The organism is Acinetobacter sp. YH12027 (assembly GCF_013420085.1).
GTDB classification, from domain to species: Bacteria; Pseudomonadota; Gammaproteobacteria; order Pseudomonadales; family Moraxellaceae; genus Acinetobacter; species Acinetobacter amyesii.
This window is the reverse complement of sequence record NZ_VOYW01000037.1, coordinates 1-15,671: the sequence shown is the minus strand read 5'-3', so window position 1 is coordinate 15,671 and position 15,671 is coordinate 1. Positions and strand designations below refer to the sequence as shown.

Annotated in this window: 19 protein-coding genes; 13 read left to right on the top strand and 6 right to left on the bottom strand. The window is 40.8% G+C overall.

The genetic code is table 11. The annotated features are described in order from the left end of the window. Nucleotides 1–4: 4 nt before the first annotated feature. Nucleotides 5–703 (top strand): urea ABC transporter ATP-binding subunit UrtE, encoded by a 699-nt coding sequence (gene urtE, locus FTT94_RS12870; protein WP_068532840.1) that lies wholly within the window; start codon nt 5–7, stop codon nt 701–703. 353 nt (nt 704–1,056) lie between these two features. Continuing rightward, nucleotides 1,057–1,539 (top strand): DUF1877 family protein, encoded by a 483-nt coding sequence (locus FTT94_RS12865; protein ID WP_180116803.1) that lies wholly within the window; start codon nt 1,057–1,059, stop codon nt 1,537–1,539. Between the two features lie 17 nt (nt 1,540–1,556). Here the strand turns inward: FTT94_RS12865 and FTT94_RS12860 are convergent, their stop codons facing one another. Together FTT94_RS12860 and FTT94_RS12855 are read right to left on the bottom strand one after the other, a co-directional pair. Beyond that, complete coding sequence (locus FTT94_RS12860; RefSeq protein ID WP_180170912.1) at nt 1,557–2,057, bottom strand: GNAT family N-acetyltransferase; 501 nt, start codon at nt 2,055–2,057, stop codon at nt 1,557–1,559. A gap of 101 nt (nt 2,058–2,158) precedes the next feature. Beyond that, complete coding sequence (locus FTT94_RS12855; RefSeq protein ID WP_168379688.1) at nt 2,159–2,920, bottom strand: outer membrane protein OmpK; 762 nt, start codon at nt 2,918–2,920, stop codon at nt 2,159–2,161. A 495-nt stretch (nt 2,921–3,415) separates the two neighbouring features. On the opposite strand from FTT94_RS12855, the gene FTT94_RS12850 reads away from it, so the two are divergent. The 5 genes from FTT94_RS12850 to FTT94_RS12830 all read left to right on the top strand — a co-directional run bounded on the left by FTT94_RS12850 (nt 3,416) and on the right by FTT94_RS12830 (nt 7,759). After that, entirely contained in the window at nt 3,416–3,781 is a 366-nt protein-coding gene (locus FTT94_RS12850) for an HPF/RaiA family ribosome-associated protein (RefSeq protein WP_180170911.1), read from the top strand. 129 nt (nt 3,782–3,910) lie between these two features. Further along, nucleotides 3,911–4,453 (top strand): ankyrin repeat domain-containing protein, encoded by a 543-nt coding sequence (locus tag FTT94_RS12845; protein WP_078190592.1) that lies wholly within the window; start codon nt 3,911–3,913, stop codon nt 4,451–4,453. Nucleotides 4,454–4,467: 14 nt separating this feature from the next. Then, complete coding sequence (locus FTT94_RS12840) at nt 4,468–5,238, top strand: transporter (protein WP_168379690.1); 771 nt, start codon at nt 4,468–4,470, stop codon at nt 5,236–5,238. 53 nt (nt 5,239–5,291) lie between these two features. Next, a complete protein-coding gene (dsbD, locus tag FTT94_RS12835) occupies nt 5,292–7,088 on the top strand; it encodes a protein-disulfide reductase DsbD (protein WP_180170910.1) in 1,797 nt (598 codons plus the stop codon). Between the two features lie 2 nt (nt 7,089–7,090). Further along, the gene (locus tag FTT94_RS12830) at nt 7,091–7,759 is read left to right on the top strand and encodes a glutathione S-transferase family protein (RefSeq protein ID WP_180170909.1); all 669 of its coding nucleotides are present in this window, start codon (nt 7,091–7,093) and stop codon (nt 7,757–7,759) included. A gap of 34 nt (nt 7,760–7,793) precedes the next feature. Here the strand turns inward: FTT94_RS12830 and FTT94_RS12825 are convergent, their stop codons facing one another. Beyond that, nucleotides 7,794–8,960 carry a GGDEF domain-containing protein gene (locus FTT94_RS12825; protein WP_257222616.1) on the bottom strand — a complete coding sequence of 389 codons (1,167 nt, stop codon included), beginning with the start codon at nt 8,958–8,960 and terminating at the stop codon, nt 7,794–7,796. Between the two features lie 281 nt (nt 8,961–9,241). Between FTT94_RS12825 and FTT94_RS12820 the strand changes: the two genes are divergently transcribed. Then, the gene (locus FTT94_RS12820; RefSeq protein ID WP_078190588.1) at nt 9,242–9,811 is read left to right on the top strand and encodes an FMN-dependent NADH-azoreductase; all 570 of its coding nucleotides are present in this window, start codon (nt 9,242–9,244) and stop codon (nt 9,809–9,811) included. A 100-nt stretch (nt 9,812–9,911) separates the two neighbouring features. On the opposite strand, the gene FTT94_RS12815 is transcribed toward FTT94_RS12820, so the two are convergent. Continuing rightward, complete coding sequence (locus tag FTT94_RS12815) at nt 9,912–10,823, bottom strand: alpha/beta hydrolase (protein WP_180022332.1); 912 nt, start codon at nt 10,821–10,823, stop codon at nt 9,912–9,914. Between the two features lie 155 nt (nt 10,824–10,978). On the opposite strand from FTT94_RS12815, the gene FTT94_RS12810 reads away from it, so the two are divergent. Beyond that, a complete protein-coding gene (locus tag FTT94_RS12810) occupies nt 10,979–11,416 on the top strand; it encodes a DUF2147 domain-containing protein (protein ID WP_078190586.1) in 438 nt (145 codons plus the stop codon). 104 nt (nt 11,417–11,520) lie between these two features. Here FTT94_RS12810 and FTT94_RS12805 read toward each other — a convergent pair whose 3' ends face one another. Both FTT94_RS12805 and FTT94_RS12800 read right to left on the bottom strand, forming a co-directional pair. Further along, nucleotides 11,521–11,868 (bottom strand): Spx/MgsR family RNA polymerase-binding regulatory protein, encoded by a 348-nt coding sequence (locus FTT94_RS12805; RefSeq protein WP_168379696.1) that lies wholly within the window; start codon nt 11,866–11,868, stop codon nt 11,521–11,523. 622 nt (nt 11,869–12,490) lie between these two features. After that, nucleotides 12,491–13,309 carry an exodeoxyribonuclease III gene (locus FTT94_RS12800; RefSeq protein WP_180054178.1) on the bottom strand — a complete coding sequence of 273 codons (819 nt, stop codon included), beginning with the start codon at nt 13,307–13,309 and terminating at the stop codon, nt 12,491–12,493. Between the two features lie 40 nt (nt 13,310–13,349). On the opposite strand from FTT94_RS12800, the gene pyrE reads away from it, so the two are divergent. The 4 genes from pyrE to FTT94_RS12780 all read left to right on the top strand — a co-directional run bounded on the left by pyrE (nt 13,350) and on the right by FTT94_RS12780 (nt 15,482). After that, nucleotides 13,350–14,000, top strand: coding sequence for an orotate phosphoribosyltransferase (gene pyrE, locus FTT94_RS12795; RefSeq protein WP_180041430.1), 651 nt, complete (start codon nt 13,350–13,352; stop codon nt 13,998–14,000). Between the two features lie 268 nt (nt 14,001–14,268). Then, nucleotides 14,269–14,796, top strand: coding sequence for a plasmid pRiA4b ORF-3 family protein (locus tag FTT94_RS12790; RefSeq protein ID WP_000537572.1), 528 nt, complete (start codon nt 14,269–14,271; stop codon nt 14,794–14,796). A gap of 105 nt (nt 14,797–14,901) precedes the next feature. Continuing rightward, entirely contained in the window at nt 14,902–15,150 is a 249-nt protein-coding gene (locus FTT94_RS12785) for a type II toxin-antitoxin system HicA family toxin (RefSeq protein ID WP_044425274.1), read from the top strand. Beyond that, nucleotides 15,147–15,482: a type II toxin-antitoxin system HicB family antitoxin gene (locus FTT94_RS12780; RefSeq protein WP_180170908.1), complete on the top strand. Its 336-nt coding sequence runs from the start codon at nt 15,147–15,149 to the stop codon at nt 15,480–15,482. The genes FTT94_RS12785 and FTT94_RS12780 overlap by 4 nt, the downstream gene beginning before the upstream one ends. Nucleotides 15,483–15,671 lie beyond the last annotated feature (189 nt).

Sequence of the window (15,671 nt, the reverse complement as noted above, 5' to 3'; positions counted from 1 at the left end):
GACCATGTTAGAAGTCAAAGACGTCAATCAGTTTTATGGTGGCAGTCATATTTTAAGAGATGTGACATTTGCCGCTCCCGTGGGGGCATGTTCAGTGGTGCTCGGGCGAAATGGTGTGGGTAAAACCACCCTCTTAAAATGTTTAATGGGCATTTTACCGATCAAGTCTGGGCAGATCTTACTGGATGGCAAAGACATTTCTAAACTGAGTCCAGAGCAACGTGTACGTGAAGGCTTGGCTTATGTACCGCAAGGACGGGACATTTTTTCAACCTTGACCGTTGAAGAAAATATTTTGATTGGGATGGCAAAATTTAAAGGCGCTAAAACCCGAAAAGTGCCAGAACATCTCTATGAGATTTTCCCCGTATTGGATGAAATGAAACATCGACGAGGTGGAGATTTATCCGGTGGTCAGCAGCAACAATTGGCGATTGCCCGTGCGCTCGCTTCCGAACCACGGGTATTGATTTTAGATGAACCGACCGAAGGCATTCAGCCGTCGATTATTAAAGACATTGGTCGTGTGATTCGTCAGTTAGCCGATGGCGGAGAAATGGCGATTGTTTTGGTTGAACAGTTTTATGATTTTGCAGAAGAACTGGCAGATGAATATACCGTGATGGCGCGGGGGCAAGTGATTGCACAAGGTGTCGGTAGTGAAATGCCCGAAAAAGGCATTCGGGAACTGGTGGCGATTTAACATTTAGTTGACTGCGATGTGTGGCGGGCTTGTATCAATCAAGCTCGTTACTCTTTTCATTCAATTTACTACGCTCAAAAAATCGTTGCTGGTCATGGAAATGGCATCAAAAAAACGAGTGGCATAAATTTTTTTTGTTTTAAACCATAAGCTTAAGTTGTTCTCAGTATCGTCATTTGAAGCTTCAGCATGTCGTGCTTCAGTGATGCTAAGTGCAGTACTGAAACTTTGGTAAAGGGCGAATGGGCATCCATCAGTATTCGATCAACTGCAGTCGAATATACAAAATATCTGCTTTATTTTTGTGTGGATTACATTAATCTAAATGTACGACATAACAAGAAGATAAGAATATGGACGCGATATTATATTTGATCCCACCGAATGATTTGGAAACTCTGATTTTAGAAGCAGAAACCCCTCAAGATGTCTTGGATTCACCTTTTGTACAACACTCCTTTTTTTTAGGGGAAGCGTGGCAAGAGTTGAATCCATTATTAAGCGTGAACAGTGAGTCAGTTGCGGCACTGAGTTATGCCATTCAGGCAGAACATCCTTTGTCAGAGCGACGACCGGGACTGAGCCTTGCAGTGCATTACAATACTGTAGTTCGCGTTGCAGAAATCCATCAGGCATTACAACAGTTAAGCGTGGATGAAATCAAAAAACGTTATTTGGTCACGATTGCAGAAACCGCACCTGAGCAAGAGCTTAAATTGGCCGAATTAAAACTACTTTTTTTACAGTTACAAGATCTTTATCGTGATGCGGTGCGTCATAATTTATCGGTGCTGAGTGTGATACAAGATGGTATTCGTTTGGATAAATTACCATAAACACAGCTCAATACGGGCTATAACTGAAGTTGCATCAGGACCAGATCACGCCATTCACCAAACTTTTGTCCCACTTCGGGCATATAACCTGTTTGCTTAAAGCCTAATTTTTTGTGCAGGGCAATCGAGGCGCTATTGCCGTGATCAATGCCAGCGATCATGACATGCATACTTTGGCTTTTTGCATGCTGAATTAGGTGCTCTAATAATTGCTGACCAAAACCCTGTCGAGCATAGTTTGGGTCAATATAGACAGAATGCTCAACAGTATGTCGATAGCCAGCAAAATGGCGGAAAGAACCATAGTCAGCATAACCGGCGATTTGCTGTTGATCCTGATCTTCAATCACCACAAAAGGAAAATTTTGCTTTTGGAAATCCAGCAATTTCTGTTGAAAAGAGTCAAGAGTGTAAGCTTGATCATTCCATGTCGCAAAGCCGTTGAGAACTTCATGATTATAGATTGCGAGAATGGCCGCTAAGTCTTGTGGAGTTGCAGGTCGAATGAGAAAAGACATGCGCAAATTTCTGATAAAAATAAAGTCAATTTAAAAACTTAGGCATAAAAAAAGCAAGGTGATGAACCTTGCTTTTTTCTTCATCGCGTTCTGAGTCGAACTTAGAAGTGGTATTTCACCAAAGCGCTGACATCGTTTTGGTCCTGACCTTTCAGGCCATATTTGTTGTTCCAAACCGAGTGTTCAACACCTACGTAGAGCTTAGTCTTAGGAGAGATATGCTTACCTATATTCCATTTATATTGGCTTGTCCAGTTTAATTCACTAGCTTGCGCCCCTTTTTCAGCTGTTGACCAGTCAAGGAAAGCATCTACTAGAAAATCTTCAGAGCCAATTTTAAATGGCACAGCATAAGTGATCGTCATTTGATAATCATCTTTAGTACCGGCTGATTTAGAATCATTATCGGCTTTATAGAAGTTGATGTTTGCATACTGTGTATATGGAATGTCTAAAGCAAAGCCAATACCATACAAGAAGTTATTAAACTCAGAATTTTTGTCGTAGCCGGCATTATGTTCCCAAGTCGTTGCAATCAGAACGTCTTTGATCGGCCCCATAGAAAGGTCTTTACCAGAAACTTCGCCTAAGCTAAGGCGCGGTGCAAGCTCAAGGTAAGTCGATGCTTCATCATCTTTGTCCCAAGCTTGGTCAACGAAGAAGAATACATCTGAATATTTCAGTTTAGCGGCATATTCAGCTGTGATCGTTTTCTGTTCATTGTTGTCACCATCAAAAGGCACAACATAATTTTCACCATATAGGCCAGTTAAGCTGAAATCTTGCCATACGATAGGTGAAGCTTGAGTGAAAGCAGCAGCAGATGCTAATGCACATGATGCAACGATTTGTGTAAGTTTCATTAAAAAATATCTCCCCCGAGAAGCACTGAAAGCATACAGATTATTAAGCAAAAATAAAGCCAAATTTTACTCAACGGCAAAATTGTTTTGTAATTTGAAGGGGAAATACGCTGTGAATGATCGATGACGGTAAAAGCGAGATTTTGAGTTTGAATGGAATTGTGCAAATAGAAGGTGGGCGTCGAGGAAATGCACAAAAATATGACCCAAATCAATTAAAACAATGCAAATCTACAATAAAGTCTTACTTTTTGTATGGGTATTAAAAAAATATCAAAATAGCACTTGCAAAATTCTAACTTAAGACCGATATTCGAAGTATAAGGACACGGATCTGCAGACTCTAAAGTGTTCATCATTCAATGTGGAGGACGACGTTCCATACAAAGTTGAAGATGGTCATTGCTGTAACATTTACAGCAAATGTAACGTGCCAAGATAATAAGTTTTGCACAAATATTTATAGATATTACAGATAGATATGAGGATGATATTATGAACATAGAAATCCGTACAGATAAAAACATTCCTAATAGTGATCGATTAATTACATACGTTCGTGCAGAACTTAATGAAGAATTTCAGCGCCATAGTGAACGCATTACTCACTTTTCGGTGCATTTAAGTGATGAAAATGGGGACAAGGGTGGTAGCGACGACATCAAATGTATGATTGAAGCGCGTCCAGCAGGTTTGAAGCCTGTCGTGGTCAACCATCGTGGTCATAATGTAGATACAGCTATTCACGGTGCAATTGATCGACTTAAACGTAGTCTTGAACATGTGTTCGAAAAGAAAGAGAACCCACGCAGTACGCAACCTGCTTTTGCTGAAGCGGATGATATCGTAGACGACGAATAAGTCTCAAAATTTAAAAAAAGCCCTGCGGGGCTTTTTTTGTGTGTTTTGTATTTTGTTTTACATGAAATTCAAACAAACGCAGCTTTATTCGGCATAATAGATCAAAATAAATTGAAGTGAGCTTTCCAGATGTTAACAGCGCAACAACAGCTTTTTGTGCAAGCGTTAGAAGAACAAGATCTTGCACAGGTGCAACGCCTGTTGGCAGATGGTCTTAATCCAAATTTTATCGACTTTGAAAAAGGACCTGCGGTTTCTGTATGGTCTGATGGTTTGTTTAAATGGTGGGAAATGGTTTGCGAAGCGTATGAAGCAGGCCAACCCTTAACAGCAGAACAGAAAACACAACATTTAGACGTACATATGCAAATCTTGGAAGCGCTGATTCAAGCCAAAGCCAATGTGCATTTATGGGATGCTGAAGAAATTTATGGTCCATTATGGGATGCCGCGAGTGCAGCATGTGTCCCTGCGGTACAGCGTTTATTGGATGAAAAAGTGAATCCAAATATGATTGATAGCGATGGTTTAACCATTTTGTCGTCGATTAGTGAATTATTTTTTGACTGTGATTTTGACGCGGTAAATTGGTCGGAAGCATTGGAAGAAGAAAAACAAACCTTGGAGCTTTTGCGTAGCCATGGCGCAAAAATGACCAAAGAATTAGCATAATTGTGAGTAAAAACATGACTGTATTTAAAGTTTTAAGCATTGCAACATTATCGAGTTTGAGCCTGTCTGCATTTGCGGCGGATTTTTCATTTGATCGTCCGGGCGCGGGTATGGGCACAGGCATTACCCCTGTAGGTCGTTTGGCATGGGAACAAAGTTTGCCAGCAGCGAGCTATAGTGAAAGTCGTGATGAAAATGGTGAAAAAGTAAAAAACACCACTTTAAATGCAGACATGTTATTCCGTACTGGTTTGGCAAAAGATTTGGAATTGCAATTGGGTTGGCAAGGTCCTGCATGGTCTAAAACCAAAGTTGCGGGTCGCTCAGTTGAAGATGATGGTTTGGGTGATGTCAGCATTGGCCTGAAAAAAGCTATTGATTTGAATGATGAGAAATTGTCGATGGCTATTCTTGCTGAAGCTATTATTGCGACAGGTAATGAAGGCTTTAGTGCTGAAGATGACATTTATAGTCTGACTTCAGCCGTGGCTTATGATTATAGCGATACAATTGGGACTTCAATGACCATGCGTTATGAGGTTCAAGATGGTGATTGGGCTGTGAGTGCAATTCCGGGAATGGAATATCACATTGCGGGTAATTTATCGGGCTTTTCTGAGCTGGTTTATCGCAAAGCAGAGAGTACGGATCAGGAAGTTTCTTTGGCTTCCGGTCTAACGTATGCCGTTTCGGATCGTATGCAGTTGGATGCGAGCGTCGGTCTAGAACTCACTGGCGGTCATAAAAATTATCAGTCAGGTTTGGGCGTATCTTACCTGTTCTAAAAAAACCTAAATTTTAAAACGTAAAAATACAGACTGAGGATGAATTCAGCTGAATGAAACAATGGACTTATGTTGCGGCAGCGGCTGTGCTGTCGTTCAGTATGGGCGTCTCTGCTCAGGATGCATTACTTTCAGCTGAAGATGCTTTTCCTTTCTCAGTGGTCTCTGATCGTGCAGATCAGGCGGAGCTGAGTTGGGATATTCCAGCGCATTATTATCTGTATCAGCACAAAATAGAGGTGAAGCAGGGCAATCAAGTTTTAGCTTTGGATTTGCCTGCTGCTGAGGATTTAAAAGACGATAACTATGGTCATACGCAGGTGTATTACCAACAGTTGAGTTTTAAAATTCCGACTCAAAAACTGCAGACCTATCAAGTCAGTTGGCAAGGCTGTGCCAAGGATCGGGTGTGTTATCCACCACAGAGCATCAGCTTTGAAACGGATGCTTCTGGCTTGGTCACACAGCAAAATCTTGCCAGTCCAAATAAACGCTTACTCGATTTTGCAGCAGAAAATACTGCCGAACAGCCTACGGCGAATCGTTTAGATCAGCAGCGGGCAGATAATGCTGCACTGGCTTCTGATCGCTATACCGCAAGTGACCAAATGTGGTCTGAAAAATTAGCACAAAGCTCAATATTTTATGGCCTTTTCCTGTTTTTTGGCTTGGGTTTTTTGTTGGCCTTTACCCCTTGTTCATTGCCAATGCTGCCGATTTTAACCTCACTGATTGTCCGCGACAGCCGAGGTTTAAAAGCGTGGATGATTGCACTGACTTTTGTCACCAGTATGGCGATGGTGTATGCCATTCTTGGCTTGGTGGCCTCGTCAGCAGGTTTGAATTTCCAGCGTTGGTTGCAACAACCCTCGACTTTAATTGCCTTTAGCGTGCTCTTTGTGGTTTTTGCCCTGAATTTATTTGGTTTATTTGAGCTGAAATTGCCACGCAGTTGGGTCAATCGCTTAGACCAAGCTCAGTCGATGCAAAAAGGTGGTAGTCTCGTTGGCGCAGGGGGCATGGGGATGATTTCTGCATTGCTGGTCGGTCCTTGCATGACAGCACCGTTGGCAGGCGCATTATTATTTATTTCGCAAACCCAAAGCCAGTGGCAAGGTGCATTATTGTTATTCACTCTCGGCTTTGGCATGGGTACACCGCTATTGTTGGCCAGTGTCCTTGGCTCACGGGTATTGCCTAAAGCGGGTTTGTGGATGAATCAAATCAAGGTGCTCTTTGCTTTCATTATGTTGGCCTTGGCTTTGTATTTCATTCGACCATTGATCAGTGAAGCTTGGTTACAGTGGTTATCCCTTGCTCTGGGTCTGGTGTTTAGCGCTTATGTGCTTTGGCGCATTTTATGGCGCAGTACTCAGCTCAAATGGTTGTATATCTTGGTGTTCTGTGCAGCCGTACCTTATATTGTGTACAGTCAATATCAACACAGCCAACGTTTTTTAGTCGAAGAAAATCAACAACAAAGTGCTTGGCATGTGGCACATACAGCGGAAGAGTTTCAACGGTTATTAAGTGAAATTCCCCAAGGTCAATCCGCAATTATTGATGTCTATGCCGATTGGTGTGTGGCCTGTCAGCCGATTGAACATAAAGTTTTAAAATCGACAGCAGTACAACAGGCTTTGGCACCGTATTATTTAATTAAGTTAGATTTGAGTCAGTATGATGCAACCCATCAAGTTCTGCTCAATCAATGGGATATTTTAGGGCCACCAACCTATTTATTTTTAGATACAGCGCATCAAGAGATACGTGGACTACGCTTGACGGGTGCTTTTAGTGAGAAGGAATTGCTCGCGCAATTGGAAAAATTTAAATCGCGTGGAGAATAAAAATGATGCAATTATATATTGCCAATAAAAACTATTCGACGTGGTCTATGCGACCGTGGTTGGTGTTACATGCGTTTAATTTACCCTTTCAAGAGATCTTGATCCCTTTTTCTGAAGAAGCAGATGGCGGAGCGTTCAAGCAGCAAATGTTAGCCCTACATGCCAATGGCAAGGTGCCCCTACTGCAACATGACGCTGTGATGATTTGGGACTCATTGGCGATTTGTGAATATTTGGCAGAGCAGTTTCAAGAGCTTCCACTGTGGCCCAAAGATCCCACACAACGTGCATGGGCACGGAGTATTTGCGCGGAAATGCACAGTAGTTTTATGCAATTGCGTAGCTTATGCAGTATGAATCTGCAGGCGGATTATGGTCGTCATGGTCAGATATTATGGTCCGAACATGCTGAATTGCGTGCTGAAGTGACTCGAATCGAGCAGATTTGGTCGAGTCGTACTGTGGTGGATGGCTTTCTATGCGGTGAGTTTAGTATTGCTGATGCGTTTTTTGCACCCGTGGTAACACGTTTACAGACCTTTCAGTTACCCTTGAGTGACAACACACGTCGTTATATGCAAAAGATTTTGCAGCATCCTTCTGTGGAGGCATGGATCACGGCTGCTCAACAGGAACAGCCAGTCCGTCGAATGGAACAGTATCCACGTTAAAAGCTCAACGACGCATCTGAGCTGTAGAAAAGTTTTAAACCAAATGGCTAAAGCTTTGTTGTTCGGTGTAGGCCATCACCATGTTGCGGCCACCAGCTTTAGCTGCATATAGCGCCTGATCTGCATGGGTCAGCAATTGTTGCGGTACCAATTCTGGCGTAGAAATCGCAATGCCAAAACTGGCTGTCACATGAATTGACTGACCATCATGTCCCCAAATTTCAAGCTGCTCAATGGCTTTTCGACAGCGCTCTGCAATGAATATCGCTTGTTCTAAGTTAGAATTTTTTAGCACCAAAATAAACTCTTCCCCGCCAAACCGCCCAACCACATCACTACCGCGTAAATGTTGGTTTAATACTTGGCTGACGAGAATCAAGGTTTCATCGCCTTTATCGTGTCCATATTCATCATTGATGCGTTTGAAATGGTCTAAGTCCAATAAGACCAGTGCATATGTATCTGTTTTAGCACTATCGAGCTGTTCCAAACATTGATTGATACTGCGTCGATTAAATAAATTGGTCAGTGGGTCGACTTGACTAAGTTTTTGAATCAGATGCTCTCGATGACGCCATTGGCTGAGTAAGATTTCAAATAAAGCCAAACAGGTTAATAAAATAGGAACAATGAAAAAGATCATTGAGAAGAGCCAAAAACTATTTTGATAGCCATAGGCATGAGGTTGAAAAATCGGGGCATAGGGGATAATGCCGCGGATGCTTAAATACATGCAAATAGATAAAAAAATCGTGGCTGGGATCAGCATGCTATAGACGATTTTTCGTGTAAATAGCACCAATCCAACGGTCACAAGGCTCACGTAGGAGATCATGGTGGCTGGACTCATAACGCCAATTAAATAACCATCACGACATAAAGAAATGACGAATAAGCCGACCGAAAGATAAGGTAAAATTAGCTGAATCTTGGGATTATCTTTTCCAGCATAGCAAGGCCAAATCAGCAGGACCATTAAGCAAAAAAAGACGATGTTGGTCCACAATTGAGAGTGGATGAGCTCAAGGTTAACCCACTGCCAAAGTTCTGGCGTGACATAAACATAAAATTTCCAAATGATCCAAAGCAGATGAATGGCTGAGCCAAGCATCAGCATGAGCATACACTTTTTCAGGATACTCCAATTCATCACCACTTCATCTTCCAGTAAATACTGGGCGATTCTATTGCGGAGGATCATGTCACGTATGCTTGATTTCACCGTCATCCTGTGTCATTGCCCTGTTCGAGTTATCAGTTTTTTTCTTAAAGTTTATATAGATATCATTTTATAGGCTTACATTAGCATGAAAATTTACACTTGATAACGGTCAAGAACCGCTCAGTAATTTTAAATTTTTTGCGAGTTCAAAATGATTGTTCTAAAAATAAAACATAGTGTCATAAGGATCGGGATTATTCTATTTATGAAAAGTGATTACACTAGGCTCAAGTTAATAACAACAGCTTTAGGTTTTAGTCATGAAAATTCTGCATATTGATTCAAGCATCATGGGCGACGCTTCAGTTTCACGTCAACTCAGCGCTGAAATTGTACAACAGCTACAGCAAAAACATGGTGATGCGGCACAGGTTCAACATCTCGATTTAGCTGTACAGCAGATTCCACATCTCAGCAGTGAAATTTTGATGGGTCAAAATGCAGAACAATCGGCTTTAGGCGAGCAGTTGTTGCAACAGTATTTAGATGCCGATGTGGTTGTGGTTGGTGCTGCTATGTATAACTTCGGTTTGCCATCAACTTTGAAAGCATGGATTGACCGTATCAGTGTTGCTGGTCGTACCTTTAAATATACAGAACAAGGTCCAGTGGGCTTGGCAGGTGATAAAAAAGTCTATATTGCCAGCAGTCGTGGCGGCGTGTATGGCGATAACAGCCCTGTAGATTATCAAGAAGGTTTATTAAAAGCCGTATTTAATTTTACAGGTGTTAGCGATATTGATGTGATTCGTGCCGAAGGTGTCAATATGGGACCTGACATGAAAGCACAAGCAATGGCGACAGCTCAGGCTCAAATTCAAGCCATTTAACAGAATGACATTTCCCTCTTAGGTCAGCATCTGCTGACCTTTTTTTATGGTGACTTTGATTAGTTTCAGGGATCAGTTTTCAGGAATTGGTTTTCACGGATTAGTCCTGATCCAGTCGGTGTGCAAAATCAGCTAAATCACTCAGCGCACGTTGTCCTTCTTCAAACCAAGAGCTAAACATTTGGAAGTTATGCCACATGCCAGTGTACAGCATAAATTCGACATCTAGGCCGGCTTCTTCTGCTTTGACTTTAAAGCGCTGCGCATCATCCAATAAAATTTCTTTAGAACCCACTTGAATATGAATCGGAGGTAGTTCTTTGAGCTCGGCAAAAAAAGGCGAGACCAATGGATCAGCTCGATCGACCGAGCGTGGTACATAATAATCAATGCCTGTTTCGAGGGCTTCTATGCTTAACAGCGCATCATGCTTACGGTTATAACGCAAAGACTCACTGCTCAGCGTCAAGTCTAAAAACGGTGACATTAACACCAAACCACTGACTTGTGGAAGTTGTTCCTGTTGAATTTTAAGGGCTAAGGCAAGCGCCAAGTTTGCACCACAAGAGTCGCCTGACAAAATAATATCTTTGGCTTGAACCCCTTGATCTAATAACACCGCATACACATCAAAAAGGGCATCGAGTGCTTCAGGGAACTGTGCTTCAGGGGATAAAGGATAATCCAAATGTAACACTTGCATTTGCGTGCGTGCCGCAACTTGAGTCAGAAACGCCCGATGCGTGTTCATCGAACCCAAGAAAAATGCGCCCCCATGAATATGAAAAATGAGTTGGGTCGATGCCTGTTGAGGTTTGATTTCTTCGGCTTTTAAGCCGGCTAAGCGAATAGGACGAATTTGTACATCGGGGTTTTGGGGAAATGCACGACACATTTGTTCCAAAGCAAACCTTAAAGTATTGGGCGGTAAATTGAATTGGCTCGGCCCACGAATTGTGGTTTTTAAAATGCTTTCTGTAATCAGTTGTTTCGTCAGTGGCGATATCTTCATTGTCTTTCCATCTTTTTCTATTTTTGGAATCGTGTGAGCATATTTACCAACACAAATTACAAGGTTACACTAAACGGTCACATACAAAAATTGATAAATTGTTGTGACTTTTGGATACTAATGTCGTCTATATCAGACCAGGGAAATAAACAAAAATGAAAAAAATTGCACTAGCATTAGGATTGATGAGTTTAGCCGCATTTGCAAATGCTGCAGATCCGCTAAATGGTACAACTTGGAAAACCATTGATGATAAAACCAAGCAGCCAAAAGCGATTGTAAAATTCACTGAGCAAAAAAATGGTACGCTTTCTGCGAGCATTCAGTCAGTTTTGACACCAGGTGAAGAGAACGCTTGTAAAAAATGTGAAGGCCCATATCACAATAAATCATTAAAAGGCTTACGTATTGTGACCGGTCTTAAAAATGTTGGTGGTACAAGCTATGAGAGCGGTTCAATTTTGGATCCTCAATCAGGTAAAACTTACAAGTTAAAAGGTCAATTGGCTGATGGCGGCAAAAAATTAGAGCTTCGCGGCTTTATTGGTGTTGCTGCTTTAGGTCGTAACCAAACATGGATCCGCGCCAACTAATTTGACGTGATTCCAACAAAAAGCCTGACGATGTCAGGCTTTTTTTATGACTGCTTGCTCAGTCAAAATTGAACAAGGGCAGTGCATGAGTGTGATGAAAACATTTATTTCAATGCACGGTAAGCGTTTTCATCATAGCCAACCAATAAGTCGCTACCTGTATCCAGTACTGGGCGTTTAATCATGCTGCTATGCGCTGTTAAGCACTGAATCAAATTTTCTTCACTGGCTAAGGCTGTCTGTTGCTCTTCTTCACTGAGTCTTTTCCATGTGGTGCCTTTTTTGTTGAGAATCACATCAGCACCTTTGGCATCGAGCCATTTTTTTACGGTTTCAGCATCAATCGCTTGTTTTTTATAGTCATGAAATTCGTAGGTCAGGCCTAATTCGTTGAGCAAGTCGAAAGCTTTTTTCATGGTATTACAGTTTTTGATGCCATAAATTTTAAGCATGAACAGGTGTCCTCAATTATTCAAAACAATAAGATAAAAAATACAATTCAGCATTATCCTACAGGCTAATTCATCAATGCTCAAAGCACGATCGTGATGTGGATTAAGAAATAAATGTTTTGCTGTACAAGTCGCATGCTGTAAATATTAGGCATTGTCATCAAAACGACATTTTGGTGTTTTAGAATAGCCTACAGAACAAAACGAATCAGAAAAGAAAGCGCTGCGATAACAAGAAAATTCAGCCTAAGGTTGCACGGTCAGAAGTAGAAATAAAGCGAGAATAAGAATTTGCTGTGCAGATCGAATTTTTAGCTGTTTTATTTGGGGGAGTCTAGAGATGCGAGGGCTAGAAAAGAGAAAACCCGCATTTAATCATCCTGATCATGCGGGTCTCAGTCCAACGTCCATTGTCACATCCTTGAAAACAAGCTAAATCATTTAGTTTGTTTTTATACTTCCTTCGGCGTCCAATCCTTTTGTGTCATCCTGACATGTCCCTTTGCCGTGCGACCATAATGCTACGTTCGAGTTGTGAGATAAATCCACAAATTCGTCATGTAATGTGAGAAATAACCTCTAATTTAGTAAACAATCGTTCACTCAATTAATTGCTGAGAGCTTAAATTTTATAGTCAATAATCACTGGGGCATGGTCGCTAAACCACTCATCTTTGAATACCCAAGCATTCACAGTACGTTCTTTCCAGTCTGGCGAACATGCATGGTAGTCAATACGCCAACCGACATTTTTGGCACGTGCTTGTCCTCGGTTAGACCACCAAGAGTAAAGCTCGGCTTCTTTACGTACCTCACGGAAGGTGTCGACATAGCCAAGTTCATCATAAATATGATCGAGCCATGCACGTTCATGTGGTAAGCAGCCCGAAGCCTTTTGGTTCCCAGACCAATTTTTAATATCAATACGTTTATGCACGATGTTGTAGTCACCGCAAACAATCACTGACTTATTTTCAGCACGCCATTGCTTCAAAATTTGTTTGTATTCGTTTAAAAATAAATCTTTACGTGCCTGAGCTTCTTCACCCGATGAACCAGAAGGCAGGTAGAGCGAGCAAATATGTGCAGTTTGTCCAAGTCCTAAATCGAACTCAGCAGAAATAAAGCGGCCTTGGCTATCGGCTAATTCAAAGCCTAAGCCATCTTTCACTGATACAAAGGGTAGGCGGCTATAAATCGCAGTACCGGCATAGCCTGGGCGTTCTGCAGGGAAAAGGTGTGTAAACCAACCTTCGGGTTTAAATTTATCGGTCCATTGTTCATGGGTAATGCGGCTTTCTTGCATGCAGATGACATCGGCATCTGAAGTTGCCATCCAGTCAAAAATACCTTTTTTTTCAGCGGAACGCAGACCATTCACATTAATTGAAACGACACGTAAAATTTTTTGATCACTTGGATAGCTACTCTTTGGTATCATGCTCAGGTTTAACCTCAAACTTAAAAAAATGGAGCACCTCATGACAGCGCAAGCGGCATTTAATCCACAAGCTTTTATCGAACTCGCATTATCACGTGGTGTGCTTAAATTTGGTGAGTTTACTTTAAAATCGGGTCGTGTGAGTCCTTATTTTTTTAATGCAGGTCTACTGAACGATGGTGAAGCCTTATCATTATTGGCTTCTGGCTATGCAGCTAAATTAACACAATGCGATAATGTGGAAGTGGTCTTTGGCCCAGCTTATAAAGGTATTCCATTTGTAGCCGCTACGGCTGTTGCACTGTCACAAAACCATGGTGTGAGCGTACCTTGGGGCTTTAACCGTAAAGAAGCGAAAGACCATGGCGAAGGCGGTGTATTGGTTGGTGCGTCTGTTGAAGGTAAAAAAGTCTGGATCATTGATGATGTGATCACTGCGGGTACAGCGATTCGTGAAGTAGTAACTATTCTGAAAAATGCCGGTGCACAAATTGCGGGCGTATTGGTGGCGCTAGACCGTCAAGAAAAAGGTCAGGGCGATTTGTCTGCGATTCAAGAAGTGCAAAAAGAACTCGAAATTCCTGTACATGCTTTAATCACTATGAAAGATTTAATGACTTTCTTAGATGCAAAAGGCGAAACTGAAGCCTTGGCGAAAATGGAAGCGTACCGTGTTAAATACGGCATCTAATTTTTCGGGATTTCAAAAGGCAGCTGAAGCTGCCTTTTTTACGTCTTTAAATGATGATTGTTGCATCTAACTAACAAAAAACGTGAAATATTGCTTAAAAAGTAGGCGTTAAACGTGAAGAATCAATAAAAAGCCGTCTCAGTGCGCTATTTACTGAAACGGCTTTAGTTAAACTATTGATGCTTATAGAAAATTTAAAGAATTTCGTATAACGTGTATTATGTTAATTTTAGATTTACTAAAACTATTTTTTGAGAACTAGGCTGTTATGGGAACTGTAAAGCTCAAATCTTCTGATGAAGTTTTTCAATTAAAAATTAGTCTGCTAGGTAGTGATCCTGAAATCTGGAGAACTATTCAAATTTCATCGGCAGCTACTTTATCTAGGCTCCATAAGGCAATTCAATCCGCTTTTGATTGGGAAGATAGCCATTTACATGAATTCACGACTATTAAGCATGAAAAGATCAATAAAAGACAAAAATTGAAAGAAGTTCTACGTGTAGGTAAAAAAATTATATATACATATGATTTTGGCGATTGTTGGGAACATTTGATTACTGTAGAAAGCAGACAATCTCCTGATTTAAATAAAAAATATCCATGTTGTATAGATGGTCAAAATCATGCTCCATTTGAAGATATTGGAGGAATTTTTGGATATCTTGATATTTTAGATGCATTACAAGACCCCAAACATCCAAGATATGACGATTACATGCAAATTATCGAGGATGAAATAGGAGAGATAGAGTTTGATCCGACCTACTTTAATTCACATGATATTAAGTTTTAAACCTGATTTAACATAAGGGCTGTTATACGAAATTGCAACTAAATATAGTTGCAATTATTATTTAAAAGTAACTATACTTAGTTGCAATAGCAGTAGGGCTGAAGTATGGGTAAAACGGAAAAGTTACTGGAAAAATTTGGAAATTCAAAAAATACATTTCCGTATAAAGATTTAGTCGTTTTACTGAATCAGCTCGGCTATGAAAAATTTGAAATGGCAGGCTCTCGTGTCCGTTTTTTTAATACGAAAACTGAACACATGATTTTACTGCACAGGCCACACCCTGAAAATGAAATCAAAGGTGGGGCTTTGAAATCTGTAAAACAGGCACTCAAGCAGGAGGGATTTTTATGAGCTATTTAAAATACAAAGGTTATCTAGGTACAATTGAACCTGATCTTGAAACAGGTGAGTTATTTGGAAAGCTTGCATTTATCCGTGATCTCATCACTTATGAAGCAGAAACATTAAAAACTCTTGAACAAGCTTTTCAGGAATCTGTCGATGGATATTTAGAGTCTTGTGCTGAATTAGGTAAAAAATCCGATCAGCCATTCAAAGGTACATTTAATGTCCGTATTAGTCCTGAGTTACACCGTAAAGCTGTTTTAGCATCAAGTGATAATTCTCTTAATGCTTTTGTAAGCGATGCGATTCAAGAGAAATTAATGCGTTTAGGTGCTTAATTTATTGAAGCCTAGATTGACATCTAAAAATTGAAAAAAATTAGTAAAAAAGGGAGCTTACAGCTCACTGCTGTCCCACAATTTTTCACAAGAGGAAGCTCATTTGAGCTTCCTCTTGTTTTATGGGTATTTTATCGGGTGAAAATAAAGCTTTTAAAGTTCTTCTTTCAAACAAATTCACTTGAATTA

Bases quoted from the DNA above. Each gene is read 5' to 3' on its own strand.
- urtE (WP_068532840.1), top strand. From the start codon at position 5: ATGTTAGAAGTCAAAGACGTCAATCAGTTTTATGGTGGCAGTCATATT.
- FTT94_RS12865 (WP_180116803.1), top strand. From the start codon at position 1,057: ATGGACGCGATATTATATTTGATCCCACCGAATGATTTGGAAACTCTG.
- FTT94_RS12860 (WP_180170912.1), bottom strand. From the start codon at position 2,057: ATGTCTTTTCTCATTCGACCTGCAACTCCACAAGACTTAGCGGCCATT.
- FTT94_RS12855 (WP_168379688.1), bottom strand. From the start codon at position 2,920: ATGAAACTTACACAAATCGTTGCATCATGTGCATTAGCATCTGCTGCT.
- FTT94_RS12850 (WP_180170911.1), top strand. From the start codon at position 3,416: ATGAACATAGAAATCCGTACAGATAAAAACATTCCTAATAGTGATCGA.
- FTT94_RS12845 (WP_078190592.1), top strand. From the start codon at position 3,911: ATGTTAACAGCGCAACAACAGCTTTTTGTGCAAGCGTTAGAAGAACAA.
- FTT94_RS12840 (WP_168379690.1), top strand. From the start codon at position 4,468: ATGACTGTATTTAAAGTTTTAAGCATTGCAACATTATCGAGTTTGAGC.
- dsbD (WP_180170910.1), top strand. From the start codon at position 5,292: ATGAAACAATGGACTTATGTTGCGGCAGCGGCTGTGCTGTCGTTCAGT.
- FTT94_RS12830 (WP_180170909.1), top strand. From the start codon at position 7,091: ATGATGCAATTATATATTGCCAATAAAAACTATTCGACGTGGTCTATG.
- FTT94_RS12825 (WP_257222616.1), bottom strand. From the start codon at position 8,960: ATGATCCTCCGCAATAGAATCGCCCAGTATTTACTGGAAGATGAAGTG.
- FTT94_RS12820 (WP_078190588.1), top strand. From the start codon at position 9,242: ATGAAAATTCTGCATATTGATTCAAGCATCATGGGCGACGCTTCAGTT.
- FTT94_RS12815 (WP_180022332.1), bottom strand. From the start codon at position 10,823: ATGAAGATATCGCCACTGACGAAACAACTGATTACAGAAAGCATTTTA.
- FTT94_RS12810 (WP_078190586.1), top strand. From the start codon at position 10,979: ATGAAAAAAATTGCACTAGCATTAGGATTGATGAGTTTAGCCGCATTT.
- FTT94_RS12805 (WP_168379696.1), bottom strand. From the start codon at position 11,868: ATGCTTAAAATTTATGGCATCAAAAACTGTAATACCATGAAAAAAGCT.
- FTT94_RS12800 (WP_180054178.1), bottom strand. From the start codon at position 13,309: ATGATACCAAAGAGTAGCTATCCAAGTGATCAAAAAATTTTACGTGTC.
- pyrE (WP_180041430.1), top strand. From the start codon at position 13,350: ATGACAGCGCAAGCGGCATTTAATCCACAAGCTTTTATCGAACTCGCA.
- FTT94_RS12790 (WP_000537572.1), top strand. From the start codon at position 14,269: ATGGGAACTGTAAAGCTCAAATCTTCTGATGAAGTTTTTCAATTAAAA.
- FTT94_RS12785 (WP_044425274.1), top strand. From the start codon at position 14,902: ATGGGTAAAACGGAAAAGTTACTGGAAAAATTTGGAAATTCAAAAAAT.
- FTT94_RS12780 (WP_180170908.1), top strand. From the start codon at position 15,147: ATGAGCTATTTAAAATACAAAGGTTATCTAGGTACAATTGAACCTGAT.